Source organism: Alteromonas sp. ABM1_013 (assembly GCF_056160505.1).
Map to the genome: position 1 here is coordinate 412,593 of NZ_JBSWXH010000005.1, position 19,815 is coordinate 432,407.

Sequence of the window (19,815 nt, forward strand, 5' to 3'; positions counted from 1 at the left end):
GCTTGAATACACGTTTTTTCTTACAATGCGCGTGTTAGTTTTGCTCAGCGAGTACGTCTGCAACGGTAACAAAAGAACCAAAAACGAGAATAAGTTCACCAGTTTGATAATCTGCAAGCGCACGTTGATATGCTGAGGTCACGTCTTGAAACGTATCTATATTCTCTATGGTTGTGCCGGCATTAACAAGTGCATTTTCAAGTACTTCTGCACTGCAACCTCGCGGCCCACTTGTTGACGCTAAGTACCACTTGGCGTTAAGCCCTGAAAGAGGCGCCAAGGTTTCAGCAATTGACTTATCTTTAAGCATACCCACAACAACGCGCATCTGGCTAACGTCGTAACGATTTAGCCAATCTTGCATAGCTGTCGTAGCTTGTGGATTATGGGCAACATCTACAACGACAAGAGGCGATTCGCTAATTGTCTGTTGACGACCTGGCATGGTGGTGTTTTCGATAATGTCTCTAACCACGCTTTCTTCGGGCAGCAAATCTAGCAGCTCAAGTGCTGCTAATGCCGTGCTCGCATTTTGTACAGGGATTTTAGGATAAGGTAGCGACGTGTAACTATTGCTCTTCCCTTTCCAGCTCCACTCGCTGTAATCACTTGCTACTACTGTTTCGAAATCTTGTGTAGCCCATCGTACGTTAGCTTGTAGTTCGCTTGCTACATCGTAAAGTGATGATGGTGGAAACAGCTCTCCAACCACTGCATTACCGTTTTTGCGCATTATCCCCGCTTTTTCTCGAGCGATTTTTTCGCGAGTATTGCCAAGCCAATCTTGATGGTCAAGATCGGTAGTGGTTATAACAGCAAGGTCGGGATCAATAATGTTGGTGGCATCCAATCGTCCACCTAGGCCTACTTCAAGAATGACCACATCAACAGCCCATGACTGCATCATTTTCATTGCAGCCAGCGTACCAAACTCAAAGTAAGTTAAGGTAATAGGTTCGTCAGCATTGCTCTTTCGCGCACTTTCTACAAACTCAAAAGCATCGACAAATTCACTGGCAGGCGGTAATTCGCCATTGTAACGCACCCGTTCACGGTAATCGGTTAGATGAGGTGAGCTGTATACCGCAACACTTTTGCCTTGCGATAACATGGCTTGTTCAAGCAAGCGGCAAGTTGTGCCTTTCCCATTTGTTCCTGCGACGGTAATAACCAACGACTGACTGAGCGATAATGCCATGGCGTTAGCCACTTCTTTCACTCTGTCTAGCCCCATATCGATGGCGCTAGGATGAATAGATTCTAGGTAGGATAACCACTGGCTCAGGCTTTTTTGCGAAGCAGAAGGCGCCTTTGCGCCTTCTGTATTTGGCACTGAGCCAGGTTTTAGATTGTTTTCGTTATTCACTAATTCTTGTAATGCAACTTAACCAACAGGCTGTGTAATCTATCACGCATATCTCTGCGGTCAACAATCATATCAATTGCACCTTTCTCAACAAGGAATTCACTACGCTGGAAACCTTCCGGCAGCTTTTCTCTTACTGTTTGCTCGATTACGCGAGGGCCCGCGAAGCCAATAAGCGCCTTTGGCTCTGCTACGTTTACGTCACCAAGCATTGCCAAGCTTGCAGATACACCACCCATTGTTGGGTCGGTCAGTACACTAATATAAGGCAGGCCTTTTTTGCTCATCTTAGCTAGGGCAGCCGATGTTTTAGCCATTTGCATTAGTGACATAAGCGCTTCTTGCATACGCGCACCACCACTTGCACTAAAGCAAATAAGCGGCATATCATTTTCTAAACATGCATTAACAGCGGCAACGAAACGAGCACCTACTACTGATGCCATTGAGCCGCCCATAAACGCAAACTCAAAGCATGCAACCACTACAGGCATACCTTTTAGCTTGCCCTGCATTACCACTAGCGCATCTTTTTCGTTAGTCGACTTTTGCGCAGCAACAATACGATCTTTGTAGCGTTTTGAATCTTTAAACTTAAGTACGTCTTGCGGCTCGTGCTCTGCACCTAACTCAACGCGATCGCCATCGTCTAAAAACGCATCGATGCGACGGCGTGCAGTAATTCGCATGTGGTGGTCGCATTTAGGGCAAACTTCCTGAAGTTTTTCCAGTTCGCTCTTATACAGCACGGCTTGGCATGAACCACACTTTGTCCAGATACCTTCTGGCACATTACCTTTGTGTGAAGTTTGCGTGCGAGGAAGAATTTTTTGAATCCAGCTCATGGAAATTGAATCCTTTGTTTTTGTTTGCCGACCATGACGATTAATGTTTATTCATACTTGTGGTCAACAACGCATTAAATTTTTAAGTTTCATACTGTATTACAAAGAGAAAATACGTAACACAATAGAACAGCTACCTAATATAGCGCGCTATTAGACCACAATACAACGAAATGGAAAAAACAAAACTGGTCTTAGAAGTTGGCAGTCGATATCAGTAATGCTAACCGCTGTTGGCTTTTACTTAAATTATCATTGACGAGATTCATAGAATGTTGGTTTCAAGGAGCACCGTGACATGTAAGTTTTGGAAACCGATTAACACCTGAGTGACGTTCTAGCGAAAGTTGCCGTTGTCCACTTTCGACAAAGTGCTTCAGCGCACTATCTATTTTATTTTTGAGAGAGTTTAAATCAGAACGAATAACAAACACTAAACGAACCCGGCTAACAATGTTAGGAGACTGATAGAATTCTGAAGAGCAAAACACCTTGTTAAACATAACAGCACGCGCGTTGTGTTCATTCATTATCGCAAAGTCACAGCGTCCTTTCGACATCATCATAGTCATTGTAAATTGGCTACTAGAGTCAACCCTCTGAATGCTGTCTTCTTTTGTCCCAAAGAACTGCTGTAAAACGGGATAAGTAAAGCCGTATCTAGTACAAATACTAGAAGATAAGTTTTCCTCGGGCGCAAATGGCCCTTCAAAATTTGAAGTTGAGTAGATATAGCTGTCATGCTTTATCAACTCTTCGCTAAACAGAAAGTCGTTCGGTTTACTTATCCAACTTTCAGAAGATAAAAACAAATCTATCGATGACGATTTTAATAAATCTTCGCTTCTAGCACGATTCGAGTCCAAATAAACGATACGAAACTGATTCGATAGCTCATCCGAGTTAAAAAAATCGACGACTATGCCTTCATAGCGTTTTGAGTTCTCATCATAATATAAATATGGGGCAGCACCTGGTGTGTTAACCGCGAAACGTATGCTAGGGGTTTTATCTTTTATATCGGCACTGCACTCTAATGCCGTTAAACACAATAACAAACCAAAAGTTTTTGATAAAAATTGAAACGTGGTCACAATACTTCCTTGTATACATCGACAGTGCTATGTGCAATCTGGCAGAAACAGTGGTCCCAAGGGCCCTTTAGGCAAGTTATGCTCTTCAGGGTAAGTGACATCTACCAGATACAAACCATTTGGCTTTGCCGTGGCTGCAGATTTACTTCTATCTTTTAGGCTTAATAAGTGAGCAATCCAATTTACATCTTGCTCTCCTGCCCCAATTTCAACAAGCGCGCCAGTGATATTGCGAACCATGTGGTGCAAGAAGGCATTGGCACGGATATCTATAATCACATAGCGATTTTGGCGATACACACTTACATCCGTCACATTGCGAAACGGCGTTTTACTTTGGCACAACGCTGCACGAAACGACGTGAAGTCCTGTTCACCCAATAGCGCTTGGGCGGCAAGGTGCATTTTCTTCTCGTCTAATTCACGATGAATGTGGGTAACGCCCGAGTTCAAAATTGCTGGGCGCATTTTTGCATTATGGATGACGTAGCGATAGCGGCGGTGGGTAGCTGAAAAACGAGCATGAAAATCATCACTTACGTTCTTCGCCCAAGTAACAGCAACAGAGTTTGGAAGGTTAGCGTTAACCCCAAGCGTCCAAGCTCGTTCTGAACGTGGAGCATCACAACTGAAGTGAACCACTTGTCCAGTTGCGTGCACACCTGCATCAGTGCGTCCAGCGCATTGCACTTCAATAGGTTGGTTGGCTACTGTCGATAGTGCCTTTTCAAGATGCTCTTGAACACTCGGTACTTCGCGCTGGCGTTGCCAACCGTAAACTGCAGCACCGTCGTATTCAATCCCTAAGGCAATTCGCCCCATATCAGTTTTACCCCGTTTCTTAAAAGGCGCTAAGTGTAGTCATCTCGCTTACAACATGCAATGCTGCTTATAATCAAAGCCCAGCTACTGCATGGCAAATAAATGCAAGTTAGTGAAATCAAAAGCGGCCTGTATATCTTATCAATATACAGGCCGCTCAATACGACTATCAATGCAGGCTTTCGCCCACTCCTACAAGTGAATTAGGTGATTTTTTGTAGGATTGAGGCCGCTTCCTGTCTCTGTTCTTCGCTACCTTCTTTCATTACTTCTTCAAGCAACTCTTTCGCAGCATCTGCATCTTCCATTTCAATGTATGCACGAGCCAAATCTAAATTGGCGTTTTGCCCCGCATCTTTATCTATATCTATTACCGTGTCTTCGTCAGAAACGCCAGTAAAGTCAGATAAACTCACATCGAGGTCGAGCGCTTGGCTATCTGGATCAACTTCATCAGAGTCGTCGCCATCGTCCATCAGCGCTTCTACATCAAGAAAATCTTCGGATGGCGTTTGAGACTCACTTTCACCATCGACATCACTCAGTAAAGCTGCTAAATCCAAATCAGGATTATCAAGCTTCAGCTCTTCCTCTTGCTCCTTTTCGGGCTCAGGTAGTTCTGCACCCTGCTGGTCTTCTTCAATTTCCGTAGGCGTGGCGATATCTAAGTCTACATCATCTGGAATGTCGAGGTCGTCTAACGCTGGTTCCGAGTCATCGTCTTCAAGGGTGAAAGTTTCTTCTTCGTTATCATCCTTCGCTGATTCTATGTCGTCGCCATCATCTAACTCAAAAGTTTCGTCGTTTTCATCTAGCTCGAGGGTATCATCGCCTTCATTTGGTTCAAGGTTGTCAGCGACATCCTCTTCCAACTCAAACGTGGCCTCGTCATCAGCTTCCTGTTCAAGTTCGAACGTATCTTCATCATTTTCGGCGACTGACTCTTGTGTATCTTCGCTTTCAATGTCGCTTGCATCTACGGCATCATCAGACTCAAGGCTCTGAAGAAGTTCATCAAACTCAGCACTGTCTAAGTCATCAAGTATCTCGTTGTCGTCAACAGCATCGTCTTCGTCAGCCCCTGACAACCAATCGTCAAGACCAGGCACGTCATCAAGTTTGTTGAATTCTTTTTCTTTACTGTCTTCTGAGCCAATCTCGCTTGAGCCTGGCTCTTCGGCTGAACCCACTTTTTCAGCGCTACCAGAGTCTTCGAGTTGCTGCTCACTTTTATCAACGCCGTCGACCTCTTGCTCAAGTTCAAAGCTGTCGATTTCATCAAATGCTTCATTTAACAGACTGTCGTCGTAATCATCACTGTCTTTTTCTGCCGGTGATTCATCTTGGGCAAAATCATCCGATGAAGGCTCTTGTTCAGCGGAAGGCTCTTCGTCAGCTGAAGGTTTTTCGTCAGCTGAAGACTTTTCGTCCGCTGAGGGCTTTTCTTCAGCTGAAGGCTCTATCTCACCGAAAGAAGGGATGTCGTCCAACATTTGCTTTTCAAACGCTTCGATGGCGTCATCTAACGGATCGTCTGCATCACTTCCCGTATTGTTCTCGGCGCTTTCATTGACACTTTCGAGTTCAGATTCCGGCTCTATTTCAGCCTCTGCTTCTTCCTCGAATTCCAACTCTGCTTCGGGCTCAGGCTGAGACTCTAGCTCTGCTTCTAACTCAGGCTCTGATTCTGACTCTATATCGGCATCTTGTTCAGGCTCTACTTCAGTGCCCAACTCTTGCTGCGCTTCTGGCTCTAGTTCTGGCTCGGCGTTTTCTTCAAGCTCGGTAACAGCGTCAGTTTCCGCCTCAACCTTGTCTTCTGGTGCTAATTCGCCTTCTTCTGATTCAGTATCGAATTCGAGCTCTGCTTCAGGCTCAGGCTGAGACTCTAGCTCTGATTCTAGCTCCGGCTCTAATTCTGACTCAATATCGGCATTTTGTTCGGGCTCTAGTTCAGTGCCTAACTCTTGCAGCGCTTCTGGCTCTAGCTCTGGCTGTGGCTCTACATTATCATTAAGCTCGCTATCAGCGTCAGCTTCCGCCTCAACCTTCTCTTCAGGTGCTAATTCACCTTCTTCTGATTCAGTATCAAACTCTAGTTCTACTTCTGGATCAGGCTGAGACTCTAGCTCTGCTTCTAATTCAGGCTCTGGTTCTGACTCTATATCGGCATCTTGGTCAGGCTCTGGTTCTGACTCTATATCGGCATCTTGGTCAGGCTCTGCTTCAGCGCCCAGCTCTTGCTGCGCCTCGGCCTCTACCTTATCTTCTGGTGCTAACTCGCCCTCTTCTGATTCAGTATCGAATTCGAGTTCTGCTTCGGGCTCGGGCTGAGATTCAAGTTCTGCTTCTAATTCAGGCTCTTGTTCTGACTCTATATCGGCATCTTGCTCGGGCTCTAGTTCAGTGCCTAATTCAGGTTGCTCTTCTAGCGCTGGTTCTATTTCTTCAGGTTGTGTAACGGTTTCGTCTTCAACATTAAAATCTGCATCAGTGTCATTTTCAGACTCTATTTCAGATTCAAGTTCGGAAAGCAGTTCGTCAGTTAGCTGATCTACGTCTTCGCTGGTTTTAGATTCCTCAGCTTCTAGTTCAGCGAGAAGCTCATCGGTTAAAGGGTCGCTAAAGTCATCTTCGTTTTCTTCACTTTCAGAAAGAGTTAAATCGGTATCTTCATCGTGAGCGTCCGGATTAGCATCTGGGCTAACTTCTGGTTCACCTTCCAGCTCGGCCTCAAGTTCAGCGAGCAACTCGTCAGTAAACGGGTCCTCAAAATCCCCATCATCCTCGGCTTGAGAAGGTAACTCACTTGAAGTGTTTTCATCACGCTCATCAAGTTCATCTAATGCTGAATTGTTTACATCTTCAGGCATTCCATCCGCTGAAGGCTCTTCCGCAAGTTCGTCTTCTGCCTGAAGTTCCGCGATAAGGTCGTCGGATAGTGGATCACTGAAATCAGCGTCTGTTTCTATTTCGTCGGTGACTATTTCATCTAAATCATCAGTGATAGCATCTAGGCTTTGGATAGATTGAGGTGACGGTGCCGATGTAATTATTTCATCTTCAATATCGTCTTCGTCATCTTCTTCGCCTAAACCACCCATCATTTCAATTTGCTCTATTTCGTTAAGCAAATCGTCGGTGATCTTATCTATTTCGTTGTTTTGCTGATTTATCTCATCGTCGAGCTTACTCAGCATGTCCTCATTGATAAGGTCATCGTTACTATCTAGCTCATCGGTAAGGCCTGCATCAACGCCATGCTCTTCAAGCAAATCATCAATGCTTATCTCTGGCTTATCGTCTTCATCTTCTACATTCGGTAAAGATGCATTACTTTCTTCGCCCTCTTCAGCCTCTGATACCGACTCAACAGAACTTGCAAGCAAGGCGTCTATATCGTCTTCGTCGACGTTTTCAGAATCGGCTGTTCCGTTAACCTCAGCAAGGATATCATCAGGGTCAATATCACCTGACTCATTGAGTTCATCACTTTCAGGTTCTTCGGTGCCTTGACTTTGTACATCGTCAAGCAAGTCATCAATATCAAAATCGTCGTCATCTACTGATACAGCTTCTTCAGTAGCCGATGCTTCAGACTCGCTATCATCTGGGGTATCTTCATCAAAGATGTCGTCATCACCTGAAAGGTCAAAGCCTTCTAGGTCATCTGCGTCTTTGTCATTTAACACCTTGTCTGACAGGTCATCATCATCAAACAAGCTGTCTAACTCGCTCTGGTCAAGCTCATCATCACCAGCCTCGAACAGATCGTCTCCACCATCGTCTGGCACCAACATATCATCTTCAAGGTCAGCAAAGGTTTCTAGCTCGTCATCAAGGCTTTCTTCTAAATCTGAAGTCAGAACGTCATCAAGTAGGTCGTCATCATTGAACAAATCATCATCTGACAACTCCGCTTTGTCATCGAAGTCAGGTGCTAACGCACTTGAAAGGTCATCAATGTCAGCATCAGGTACGGGTACTTCGTCGTTATCTGCCGTAATAGTAGGGCCAGGTGCAGGCGCCTCTTCCGGCTTGCTGTTGCGTTTCAGCAGCCACATGATTAGGCCACCTACTAACAAGAGTGACAGAATTGCAGAACCGATGATCAAGCTTAATGGGCTGGTAAGCGCGCTTAAAAACGAAGACTGTTTCTCGGCTTCACGCTGCGCTTGCTCGGCTTTAATCATGTCGAGCAATTCTTGCTGAAGCGCCACTTGCATATCTAGTTGGCTCTTAACATCGCCTTCCACTTGACCACGTAAGGTTTCTAGTTCGCCATTAACGGCCTCAACACGCTCGTACAAGCGTCTGTTTTCGTTGAGAATTGCTTCAACATTTTCTAGTGAGGCGGCAAACTGCATACGCAGTTCGTCAAACTGACGGGTTTGTTCCTGATCTAAACGGGTGATCTTTTGCTCAATGTCAGTTTGCGTTTGAGTGAGGTCTTGTTGGTTGACTAACGGGGATGCTGGCTTAATATTCCTTACGCTGCTACCAGGCTTGTTAAGCGTTTCAGCGAATGCCCTATCGTCTTGCTCAGCTCGCATTTGTGCTTTTTGTTTGTCGATTCTGGCAATATAACGCTCAGACGGCAGCTTCAAAATCGCGCCATCTACTAACAAGTTTAAGTTGCCATTTTCAAATGCGTTGGGGTTGAGTTCATAAATAGCGGTCATAACCTGATAAACACTCAGGTTATTATTTTGGCGATAGCGCTCGGCAATACGCCAAAGGGTATCGTTAGCATCAATAGGTCCGTACTCTAGACCCGAATATTGATCAGTTGCGTCTTTAGGACCTTTTAAGAAGGTAGCGCGTTCTTGTGCATCAACAGTGATTATAGGGCCAGACAAACATAATGTGAGTAAAAGTAAGCCCGTCAAATGCAATTTCATAGCAGTCCTATATGCCCTCAAGCGTCTTTACCACCCGGTAGTATGGGCGGATTTTTTAGCCAATCACTACAGAAAAATATATTGGCTTTTATTTTTATTCTGAAGCCACCTTGAAACCATTAATCGTCAAGCTAGCGTTTTTCAGTCTAATATGACCCTGGCAGTAAGATTTGTTTGCGCTTTTTAGAGTTCTTACTCTTCGCCTAAGTGTCTGACTGACTATTGTTTTTAACGTTGTTCTGTTCCTAACCCTACAAACTATAAACCAGTTATTAAGGGTGATCTAGTTAGACAGTAGTATTGGTCTAATCTAATGCTTAAAGTTTTGCTAAATGCTGCTTGTTTAATGTCCCGAGATTTATCTTACCATCGCGTCGAGAACACTAAATTCGCTACACACGTTATCTCTTTTACAGTGCAACAGACGCATTTTTTACATCGCACTAAACATCCTGCTTATTTTGCGTATCGGCAAGCACAGAAAAATGTTTACCTTTTCCTGTGCTTACCCGATTAATCAAAGGCAGAACCTCTGCTGAAGTATTTACAGGTAATCGCGAATTAGCGTTTCAGCAATTTGAATGCTGTTTGTTGCTGCACCTTTACGGATATTGTCAGAAACCACCCACAAATTTAAGCCACAAGGGTGTGTAATGTCGTTTCTAATTCTGCCCACGTGCACAATGTCGTTACCGCTAGCACTGCTCACCTGAGTTGGGAACTGCTCATTTCCGTCGTACACGGTAATACCTGGTGCATTGGCTAGAAGCTCTTTAACATGCTGTGCATCTATCGGAGAACGTGTTTCTAAGTGAATGGCTTCCGCATGACCGTAAAATACAGGCACACGCACCGCAGTAGCGTTTACCAAAATACTTTGGTCGCCCATGATTTTTTGGGTTTCCCACAGCATTTTCATTTCTTCTTTGGTGTAGTCGTTATCTTGGAAAACGTCGATTTGAGGGATAACGTTAAAGGCAATTTGTCGACTAAACGACTCTGACTTCACTTCACGCGCATTTAGCAAACCCGCAGTTTGTTTAGCCAGCTCTTCCATGGCTTCTTTACCTGCACCAGACACTGATTGGTAGGTACACACGTTAATACGGTCAATGCCAACAGCTTCTTGTATTGGTTGAAGTGCTACTAACATTTGAATGGTTGAGCAGTTTGGGTTCGCAATTATGTTTCTATTGCGAAACTCTGCCAGTGCATGGGCGTTAACTTCAGGCACTACAAGAGGGATATCAGGCTCGTAACGAAACTCTGAAGTATTGTCGATTACAATACAGCCTTCTTCTGCGGCTAGCGGAGCAAATTTTGCTGAAATGCTTCCACCGGCTGAGAAAAAACCTAATTGCACTAATGACCAGTCGAAGTCATCAGCATCTAATACTTCAATGTCTTCGCCTTTAAACGATACAGTACTACCAGCTGAACGTTTACTGGCAAGAGGATACAAACGGTTTACCGGAAAGTCTCGCTCTTCTAATAGTTCAATCATAGTTTGGCCCACTAAACCAGTGGCGCCAAGTACCGCTACGTCAAACGCTTGCGACATAATGCTTTATGCTCCTAATAAGAAAATATCTAAACCAGACTAACGGAAAAGCCTAGTTTGGTGAAAGTGTTTTGAATTTGTTTACTGGTGTTCTTTGGCAATTGTAACGCATAGGCGCTGCACTCGCGACGTACTCTGTATTGCTTGCGCAGTGTAGAAAACGTACTCGCCTCTTCAGATTTCGTCTTTTCGTTATTTTTTGATGTTGATGAAAAAGCGTTTCGCGTTATTTCGTCATCAATAGCGACATCGTACACCTTGTGAAATACTGCAGTAAGATCTTCAACCGACAACCGCGACGCCTCTGGCGAATTTAACGCAGCTTTGATCGGGTTAGTTTTCTCTAAAAAGTCGCTAAGCGCTTTGTCTGGGGCTGTGCCCACTACATCACAAATTTGCTCGTAAATCATTTGTGTACCGCGCACTTTGCCTTCTACAGAATGACCCGCAATATGTGGTGTTACGAACCAAACGTGGTCAAATAGTGCTGTGTTTATGGCAGGCTCATTATCAAATACATCAAGCACTACTGTTGGCGTCTGTTCTTGTTGAAGCAGGTTTAGTAACGCTTCTTCATCTATAACCTCGCCCCGGCATGCATTGATAAGCAGCTGATCAGGTGTTAACGCTTCCAGAAAAGTTTTATCGATCATCTGATAAGTGGGATAGTCGCCGCCTTTAATGAAAGGCACATGAAGCGAGATAACGTCGCACGTTGCAATTTGTGCTAAATCTACAAACGACTGCCCGTTATGCTGCGTTTTGTCAGCTCGCGCTAACGCTTGCTGTAGCGGTGGGTCGTACAGACAGTGTTTAACACCAATTGCCGTTAGAATACGTGATAGCGCGCTTCCCACGTTACCGGCCCCTACTATACCTACTTTCGCATTGTACAAGTCGAGCTTTTGGGCTTTTTGTGCATGCAATAAAACACTCAATACGTACTCGGCAACCGCAACGGCATTACAGCCTGCAGCGCTGCTATGCGCAATACCGACCTTGTCCAAATGTATTTTATCTAGATGATTGGTTCCTGCCGTTGCGGTAGTCACAAACTTAAGCTTATTAGCGCTGGTAAGCAGTTCAGGAGTAACCTTAGTGGTAGAACGCAGCGCAAGAATATCTACATCGCGCAACATTTCAGGCACAAGAGATTGCCATGCATAGGTTTCAACTTGACCTACGCTATTAAGGTAATCGGTGCCAAACGGAATGGTATCTTCAAGAAGTATTTTCATGGCGCTAAGTGTACCCTAAGTTAGGCTTTTAGTAACCTAGCGCCCTTATTTATCTTGTCGGTGGTTGGCTTAATTTACGTCATTTTGATGCACATTTGGCCGCCATATCAAAGAGACGGCCGAAGTTTATACAACCTTTTAAAACGGAAACTCTTAAAGCAAAGCGCTTTAGCTCGCGCTTTTTGTCCATCTCACCCTTTGCGATCGTGGTATTGGATAACGTTAACTTTTAATAGTTACTTATCGTATCCAGGGAAGCGACGCTCAACGCGACGTTTAATACCTGGCCATGCAAGTGAACCACCCGCTTGCCTAGTAACTTGCTCGGCTTGAGCACGAATTCCCTCTAGAATTGCCGAGTGAATTGGAATCAACGGCTTACCTGTGGCCTGCGCTTTAAGCTGAATTTCACAGGCGCGCTGCATGATAAACATAAACAAAAATGCATCGGGAATATTGTCTGCACAGGTTAAGAGCCCGTGATTGCGCAAAATCATAAATTGGGTATCGCCTAGGTCGCGAACCAGCCGCGCTTTTTCTTCTGGATTTAACGCCACCCCTTCATAGGCATGATAAGAAAGGGACGCTAGTGGAAAAAGGGACTGCTGCGAGTAAGGCTGCAACCCTTCTTCTAAAATAGATACCGCCACGCCTTCTGCTGTATGCAAATGCAACACGCATTTGGCATCATCACGTGCTTCATGAACAGCGCTGTGAATAGTAAAACCCGCAGGGTTAATATCGTACTCGCTTTCCATCACCTTATTGCCGTTAAGGTCAACTTTTACTAGGCTGGATGCCGTAACTTCATCAAACATTAAACCGTATGGGTTAATTAAAAAATGATGTTCAGGCCCAGGAACACGGGCAGAAATGTGAGTGAAAATAAGGTCGTCCCAACCATACATAGCAACTGCGCGGTAACACGCGGCAAGGTCAACACGGGTTTGCCATTCTTCACTGCTAACTTTCGACTTTACTGAATCTGTCATAGCTTTACTCTTTTTATATCTAAAATGATTCCATTGAGATTTGTCGATTTAGGCTTGTCAGCCCTTTTCTGAAGACTCCTCACCTTAAGCGATTCAATGAAACTTCCATTTACTTTCTCTTACCGCCTACATTACGCGCAGTAATTGCTATACACTGTCGGATATACGACATTGTAAGAAATTTGTTAAATGGAAAAATTTAAACCTGTTCTGACTAGCTCTACGTGGTTTAGCGAGATGCCGCCCTATTTACAGGAAGCCATGTTCGAAAAGATGCGCCTTAAGCATTTAAAAGCAGGGCAACAACTGCATGCCAAAGGTGAAGACGGTGTAGGTTTTTATGGTGTGTGCGAAGGCCGTTTAAGAGTTGTTACGGTAGGTGTAGACGGCCGCGAAATGCTATTTGCGTTACTTGGGCCCGGCACCTGGTTTGGTGAAATATCCATGTTTGACGACCTCCCCCGTACTCACGACAACTTCTGTGAGACAAACTCCGTCGTTGCTATAATTCAAAAAAACGCGTTTAAGGCGTTACTTGAACAGTATCCAGAATTGTATCCTCATTTTACTCGCCTTCTATGCACGCGTGTGCGCAGTGCGTTTCAGTTTATCGACTCAAGTGCGGGGCTTAGCCTTAAGCATCAGCTGGTAAAAAGGCTATTGATGCTTACCACCAGCTATGGTCAGCATTTACCTAAAAACAACGCGATTACACTTACCCTATCGCAGGAGTCTTTGGCGCAAATGATAAATAGTAGTAGGCAAACGGTTAATCAGCTTTTAGGCGAGCTTGAAAGTGAAGGTTTGCTGAAACGGCATTATGGAAAGATCACTATTCCCGAGCCAGATACTTTGTTTAGTCGTTACCAGTTTATTTGACCGAAATTTATAGCCGCTTTGGTGTTGGTAGACTCCGCCCATGAAGATCAGATAGATGAAATACCTCAAACGAATTCTCTTCAACTATCCAACTCACAGAAAACATGCTCCGTATATAAAGGAAAACCCCTACTTAGTATTACTTATTATTAATGTTTAATAAATTATACTTTATGATAACATCTCGTTAACAGGTGTTTAGCAAGCTGCAATTACCTGAATTAAATAAACGACTTTTCTTAAGGTTAAGTTAGCTATCGAAGGTCTTGAACTGTAACGGAGAATTTATGACAAAAAGCAACCATGCAGAACAAGTAGACACGATTACCTCCTCACAGATACATGATCAATCCGATAGTGATGAAGAACACATTGTCGAGGCAGAAAACGTCGGACGAAGAAAGTTTATTGGTTACATGCTCAAGGGCTCAAGTTTTGCCGTTGCGTTACATATAACCGGCGGTGCTCTTCGTCCTCAGGGTGCCAACGCCCAGTTGTTAGGAATACCGGAGCTTGCAGATGAACTGGATTTAACAGACCTGCTGCTCATCTCCGGTGACCCTTTCTACTACGATTATTTAATTAAGATAACGAGTGATAACCGCGTCCGTTTTGAGCTTCCACGAATGGAAGTGGGGCAAGGTATATTAACCGCTGCAATGATGATTCTTGCCGAAGAGCTGGACGTTGAAATGTCCTCCATTGATGCGACTTTATCTCCGGCAGAAATCAGACGAGCGACTGGTCAAATTACAGGGGGCTCTCACGCCATAACCTCTCTTTGGGATCCGCTGCGCAAAGTCGCAGCAGCCCTGTTACATAAGATAAAATTATCAGCCGCAGTGCATTTCGGGCTTTCTGTGAACGACATTAGTACAGAAAATGGCTATGCGATTGGTAACGATGGCAGCCGTATTGCTTATTCTGCGCTTACCGCAGGTGTTGAAGGACGCAACGATGCCGCTCGATTGGCACAGCCTAAAGATCCGTCACAATACAAAATTATCGGTACGCAGCAAAAGCGGGTTGACGCGCGCGATATCGTTACCGGCAAACTAGATTTCGCGATGGATCTCGACGTAGTACCAGATGCGATGCCCACTGTGGTCGCTAGGCCACCCAGCTTAGGTGGTCGCGTGATCACGTTTGACGATTCTGAGGCAATAGGCCTGCCCGGTGTCCTTGCCATCAGAGAAGTTCCGCTGGATGTTGATGCAAATTCCTCTGGCGTGGCAGTTGTTGCGCGTTCCTTTGGCGAAGCATTTCGTGCGCGTGATGCTCTTAATATTTCATGGAGTGTGGGTGCTGCCGAAAATCTATCTGACGCCGAGGTCATTGAGCAGTTACGTGCGATAAACCTGCCAACCTTACCTAATATTCCTCTGGCTACCGATTCGGTTGGCGGCGAGTTCATCTTTCCTTATTTGGCACATGCCCCCATGGAAACCATGACAGCACTTGCCGATGCAACCGGCTCAAAGGTAAGGGTTTGGACTGGCGCCAAGACGCCACTTGCAGCACAAGCCAAAATTGCGCGCGAGCTTGGAGTTTTACCCACTGAAGTCGAGGTGAATGTAATTCAGAGCGGCGGCTCATTTGGCCGTCGCTTATTTTTTGATGCAGCAGTTGAAGGCGCGCGTATTTCACGAATTGTAAACCGACCCATCAAACTTATGTTTACTCGACAGGACGACACAAAGTTTGGACGCGCAAGACCGCTCAGCTTGCATAACGTAAAAGCGACTTACACTAGAGGTTTTTTAATTGGCAAAAAAGTGTTGTCGTTTGACCATCGCGCTGCGACCGCTGAATTGGATCTCGAACATGGCTTTGGCGACGGTATTACTGCATTGGGAGGAGAATTAGCGCCCGCTGCTTTCAGCCAGACAATCTGGCACTCAACGCAACTGGTGCAATATAAGTTTGGTGTAACTTCCTTGCTGCTAAACGAAAAAAAATTCGTTGTGCCAACCTCCTCTTGGCGCGGCATCTACTCTGGCACTGCTGCCGTCGCAAACGAGATAGTTGTTGACGAGTTGGCTCGCGCAATGAACAAGGATGAATACCAGTTCAGGTTACAAATGCTGGATGATGAACGCTCTAAAGCTGTTCTGCGAAAAGTTTCTCAAGAGGGCAATTGGGGAAGGAGTATGAAAAAAGGACGTGCCCAGGGCCTCGGGTTGCATAAAGAGTATAAGTCTCGAGCCGCAGTGCTTGTTGAATTACAAACGTTCAAAGATCCGGAGAAAGAATGTAAAGTCACCAAGATTGTTGTCGCGCTGGATGTGAACCGAGTATTGAATCCAACCGGCCTTGAGGCGCAAGTTATCGGTGCGGCAACCGATGCCATTACCTACATGATCCGCACCAGTTTACACCTCGACAATGGCGCCATACGCGAAAGCAGTTACGGCGATTTTGAAATTGCTCGAATGCGCAACACGCCACCGGATATTGAAGTGCATTTTATGCCGCCTAACGGAGAAACACCGGGAGGTGCAGGCGAGTTGGTAGTTCCTGCAGCGGCAGCGGCGATAGCCAACGCATTTGCCAGGGCGACGGGCATTGCACCACGTCGTTTTCCACTTCGTGACTTCTATCCAGAGGGATAATTCATGCCACAAATTACATTTAATGTTAACAATAACCCGGTTTCTATTGATGCTGAAAACGACGATGAGCTCCTGTATCTCCTGCGTGATCGACTTGGTATTACTGGCCCAAAATATGGTTGCGGTGTTGGCGTGTGTGGCGCTTGCACTATCTTTAAAGACGGTGAGCTAGTCCGCCCATGCATTGTTCCGATGGAAGACGTGGAAGGTGCATCGCTAACCACTATTGAAGGGCTTGCGGTCGATGACATTCTGCATCCGGTGCAAGAAGCATGGATAAACGAAGATGTCGCTCAGTGTGGTTTTTGTCAGGCAGGACAAATTTTAACCGCCGTCAAACTCTTGGAGTCTAATCCCAATCCCAACGATGATGACATTGATGAAGCTATGAGCGACAATATCTGTCGCTGTGGTACCTATCATAGGATTCGAAAAGCCATTAAACATGCTGCAGCTTTGATTCAGCAGACGACATAAGAGGCTAATTTATTGGAAAACGGGTTGGGCTGAAAAGAACACCTTAATTTGTATAAGCTCAGATCTAATCTGAGTATTTCGCCTGTAGGGTTGGTCGTCTTGTAGACTGCTTAAAGCGAATTGCAGGAATTTCACCTGCTTTTAGTTGGAGGGTTGCTTCACGTACACAGGGGCCTCACAAGCCTTTTAAGTCAAGCAGCAAACCTTCCCCCCCAAACAAATGGTCGATAACGCGTGAGCTAAAATTAGAAACGAAGTATCGTAGCCCATGTATAAGATCCCCAACGCTCAGAACAAGCGGCTAAAGTGCACTATTATAACTTGCCAAGAGTTTTCCCAAAAATATAAATAGAGCGCCGCCAACAAGGAGGCTAATAGATAATACTAATCCATTTAATAAAACTCTATTAAGGCCTAACGCTTGAACATTTGTAAATTCGTAAGGGTAAAATTCTGTCCATTTCCCATGAGACATTGTATACGCGGCATAAGTCAGCGGAAAAATGAGCCAATAGCCTAAGTCAGCGTATTGAAGCAGCGTTTTTTCTACAAAGAAAATCCAGTACACAAGTGTGATTACGGGTGTAACGGCATGGACTAATAAATCTGAAATACGTTCAAACAATGAAAGTTTAAGCCATCCATAGATAAGGTAGTTAGCAATACCAACTGTAACTATATAAAAAGTAACTGCAGTGGCTACATTCGGGCTTTTAGCAAACTGAGCAACTGATTGCTCAGGCCAGAAAGTCAAAGCAGCGAACCAAATCAGGACAAGAAGGTTCGAAAGTGTTGTGTAATAGCTAAAATATTTCCAGACTACAACGCCTATGCTGTCGCTGCCTCGTTTCCTAATTTCTCTTATAAGGCTAATTATTAGTGCCAATGCTGTAATTAAAAAAAGAACAAAATCCATTTAAAGTCCTTTCGAAGAATGAAGGTTCTACCAAATAATTAGGGCTCAAATATTAAACTAATCAAACTCTAAAAAAGGAAACTACTTTTTAGGCCAACTGATACTAAATTACTCCGTAATAAACTTAGTATATTTAGCAAATGATAGGAAATAGCAACCAAGTCAAAGTGAAAAGAACAAGTGTAATAGCATTTTCGTCAGTGTGTAGTTAATAGAAAATATGTTTGCCTGCAAATTAAAACAACTTTACTCTAACCTTTTTCTGTGACTAGCTTTTGCGTTTTTGTGCAGTGTATTGACGTTTGCCCTTCGTCGGAAAAAATTGGAAATAAGTGATAACAAGGAATCGTTAAAATGTCTAAATTCGCAGCCCGTCTAGTCATTAGTTTTCTACTATTGATTGGTTTATTCGCCTGCCAACCTCCCCCAAAACTAGAAAAGCCTCTTAATAGCCCGTCACAACAAACTATCGAGTTTGACCGACTATTTACCCAATTCGATGATATTAATAAACCAGGAGCCTCAGTTGCAGTTCTGCAGGATGGAGAGATTATATTTTCAAAAGGTTATGGCAGTGCGAACTTAGAGTACGATATACCTGTTACGCCAGAAACTATGTTTCACGTTGCATCCGTATCTAAGCAATTTACCGTATTCGCCATTCTTCTACTTGCTGAAGAAGGTAAGTTAAATTTCGATGACGACATACGACAATACATTCCAGAAGTGCCGGATTTTGGTCACGCAATAACTTTACGACACTTAGCATCACATACAAGCGGCATGCGAGATCAATGGAATTTGTTGCGTATGGCTGGTTGGCGATTAGATGACGTAATCACTACCGAACACGTACTGAAAATAGTAGCGCGACAAAAAGAGCTAAACTTCAAACCGGGAGAAGAGTTTCTGTACTCAAATACCGGGTTCACACTATTAGCAGAGGTTGTTGCACGTGTTAGCGGTAAATCTTTTGCTCAATTCACGCAAGAAAGGCTGTTCACGCCATTGAATATGAGTAACAGCTTGTTTTACGACGACCATCAAAAGATCGTTAGCAATAGGGCCTACTCATACGAGCGTAACGGCAATGGTTACAAAAAAAGCGTGTTGAACTTTTCAAATGTAGGTGCAACCAGTTTATTTACGACCGCAGAAGATCTGCTGAAATGGTCAGCTAATTTCACCGAACCGACGGTGGGTAGCCCTGCTATAATCGAGCAAATGAATACCCTTGCGTCCTTAAACAATGGAGAAACATTTGGTGGTGCCTATGGGCAATTTATTAGCAACTACAAAGGTACGAAATATATTCAGCATAGCGGCGGAGACGCAGGATTTCGTTCGTATTTAGCTCGATTCCCTAAACAAAATTTAGCAATAGCAATATTGAACAATGGCGCAGATGCAAGGCCATGGGAATTGGCTCTACAAATTGCTGACAGGCTTCTAGAGACAAATACTCCTCCCCCTCAGAACGCGATTGCTGACGCATTTCTAGAGTCAATCTCACCTAAAGAAAAATCTCATTTTCTTGTGTTAGATGAAGACACACTCAAAGCCTATGTGGGTCACTATTGGTATGAACCAGAAACGTACTCAAGAGAAATATATTTAGGAAATGGGAAACTAATGTATTCAAGAGGGGAAGACAACGTAAGCGAACTCGCTCCTATCAGCGAAAACACCTTCAAAATGCTGAATGTAGAGGGAGAGGTTTATGTTAGCTTTACTGAAAGCGATGAGAAAAGATTAATGACCGTGCAAGTAGACAATGTCGATACGTATGTGTCGGTTGCCTATACACCAGTCAAAATAACCAAAACCTGGTTATCGCAATTCGCCGGCAGTTACTTCAGCCCTGAACTTTCTTCCACTTATCACTTTTCACCAGAAAATAAACAGCTGAAAATTTCTCATCACCGTTTGAGCGACCATTATATTGCGCCAGTCAAAGGTGACTTTTTTAGCTCACAAGTTGGCGATATCCTATTTGAACGCGATGTTCACGGTGAGGTGAATGGCTTCAAAATATCTAACGGCCGTGTGCGCAATCTTTATTTTAGAAAGCGATAAGTGTCTACAATAAAAAAGGGCGTAAACACAAACACT

The 19,815-nt window shown here is 44.4% G+C and carries 13 protein-coding genes; 4 read left to right on the forward strand and 9 right to left on the reverse strand.

Annotation, left to right across the window (positions count from 1 at the left end):
- Window positions 1–34: 34 nt before the first annotated feature.
- The 8 genes from folC to ACXAGK_RS16535 all read right to left on the reverse strand — a co-directional run bounded on the left by folC (window position 35) and on the right by ACXAGK_RS16535 (window position 12,819).
- Window positions 35–1,366 carry a bifunctional tetrahydrofolate synthase/dihydrofolate synthase gene (folC, locus tag ACXAGK_RS16500; protein WP_474857064.1) on the reverse strand — a complete coding sequence of 444 codons (1,332 nt, stop codon included), beginning with the start codon at window positions 1,364–1,366 and terminating at the stop codon, window positions 35–37.
- Window positions 1,366–2,211 carry an acetyl-CoA carboxylase, carboxyltransferase subunit beta gene (gene accD, locus ACXAGK_RS16505; RefSeq protein ID WP_118493756.1) on the reverse strand — a complete coding sequence of 282 codons (846 nt, stop codon included), beginning with the start codon at window positions 2,209–2,211 and terminating at the stop codon, window positions 1,366–1,368. The genes folC and accD overlap by 1 nt, the downstream gene beginning before the upstream one ends.
- Window positions 2,212–2,492: 281 nt before the next feature.
- The gene (locus tag ACXAGK_RS16510) at window positions 2,493–3,305 is read right to left on the reverse strand and encodes a substrate-binding periplasmic protein (protein WP_474857065.1); all 813 of its coding nucleotides are present in this window, start codon (window positions 3,303–3,305) and stop codon (window positions 2,493–2,495) included.
- 27 nt (window positions 3,306–3,332) lie between these two features.
- The gene (gene truA, locus ACXAGK_RS16515) at window positions 3,333–4,127 is read right to left on the reverse strand and encodes a tRNA pseudouridine(38-40) synthase TruA (protein WP_474857066.1); all 795 of its coding nucleotides are present in this window, start codon (window positions 4,125–4,127) and stop codon (window positions 3,333–3,335) included.
- Between the two features lie 203 nt (window positions 4,128–4,330).
- A complete protein-coding gene (locus ACXAGK_RS16520) occupies window positions 4,331–9,028 on the reverse strand; it encodes a FimV/HubP family polar landmark protein (RefSeq protein ID WP_474857067.1) in 4,698 nt (1,565 codons plus the stop codon).
- A 544-nt stretch (window positions 9,029–9,572) separates the two neighbouring features.
- Window positions 9,573–10,589 (reverse strand): aspartate-semialdehyde dehydrogenase, encoded by a 1,017-nt coding sequence (locus ACXAGK_RS16525; protein ID WP_474857068.1) that lies wholly within the window; start codon window positions 10,587–10,589, stop codon window positions 9,573–9,575.
- A gap of 29 nt (window positions 10,590–10,618) precedes the next feature.
- The gene (locus ACXAGK_RS16530; protein WP_474857069.1) at window positions 10,619–11,827 is read right to left on the reverse strand and encodes a 4-phosphoerythronate dehydrogenase; all 1,209 of its coding nucleotides are present in this window, start codon (window positions 11,825–11,827) and stop codon (window positions 10,619–10,621) included.
- Window positions 11,828–12,063: 236 nt separating this feature from the next.
- The gene (locus ACXAGK_RS16535) at window positions 12,064–12,819 is read right to left on the reverse strand and encodes a class II aldolase/adducin family protein (protein ID WP_474806047.1); all 756 of its coding nucleotides are present in this window, start codon (window positions 12,817–12,819) and stop codon (window positions 12,064–12,066) included.
- Window positions 12,820–13,008: 189 nt separating this feature from the next.
- Here ACXAGK_RS16535 and ACXAGK_RS16540 point away from each other — a divergent pair, with 189 nt between their 5' ends.
- The 3 genes from ACXAGK_RS16540 to ACXAGK_RS16550 all read left to right on the forward strand — a co-directional run bounded on the left by ACXAGK_RS16540 (window position 13,009) and on the right by ACXAGK_RS16550 (window position 16,787).
- Window positions 13,009–13,698, forward strand: coding sequence for a Crp/Fnr family transcriptional regulator (locus ACXAGK_RS16540; protein WP_474806045.1), 690 nt, complete (start codon window positions 13,009–13,011; stop codon window positions 13,696–13,698).
- A gap of 287 nt (window positions 13,699–13,985) precedes the next feature.
- On the forward strand, window positions 13,986–16,310 hold the full coding sequence (locus tag ACXAGK_RS16545; RefSeq protein WP_474857070.1) for a molybdopterin cofactor-binding domain-containing protein: 2,325 nt from the start codon (window positions 13,986–13,988) through the stop codon (window positions 16,308–16,310).
- 3 nt (window positions 16,311–16,313) lie between these two features.
- Complete coding sequence (locus tag ACXAGK_RS16550) at window positions 16,314–16,787, forward strand: (2Fe-2S)-binding protein (protein WP_071951887.1); 474 nt, start codon at window positions 16,314–16,316, stop codon at window positions 16,785–16,787.
- Window positions 16,788–17,088: 301 nt separating this feature from the next.
- On the opposite strand, the gene ACXAGK_RS16555 is transcribed toward ACXAGK_RS16550, so the two are convergent.
- Window positions 17,089–17,703 carry a Pr6Pr family membrane protein gene (locus tag ACXAGK_RS16555; RefSeq protein WP_474857071.1) on the reverse strand — a complete coding sequence of 205 codons (615 nt, stop codon included), beginning with the start codon at window positions 17,701–17,703 and terminating at the stop codon, window positions 17,089–17,091.
- Window positions 17,704–18,057: 354 nt separating this feature from the next.
- On the opposite strand from ACXAGK_RS16555, the gene ACXAGK_RS16560 reads away from it, so the two are divergent.
- Complete coding sequence (locus ACXAGK_RS16560) at window positions 18,058–19,779, forward strand: serine hydrolase domain-containing protein (protein ID WP_474857072.1); 1,722 nt, start codon at window positions 18,058–18,060, stop codon at window positions 19,777–19,779.
- Window positions 19,780–19,815: the final 36 nt, after the last annotated feature.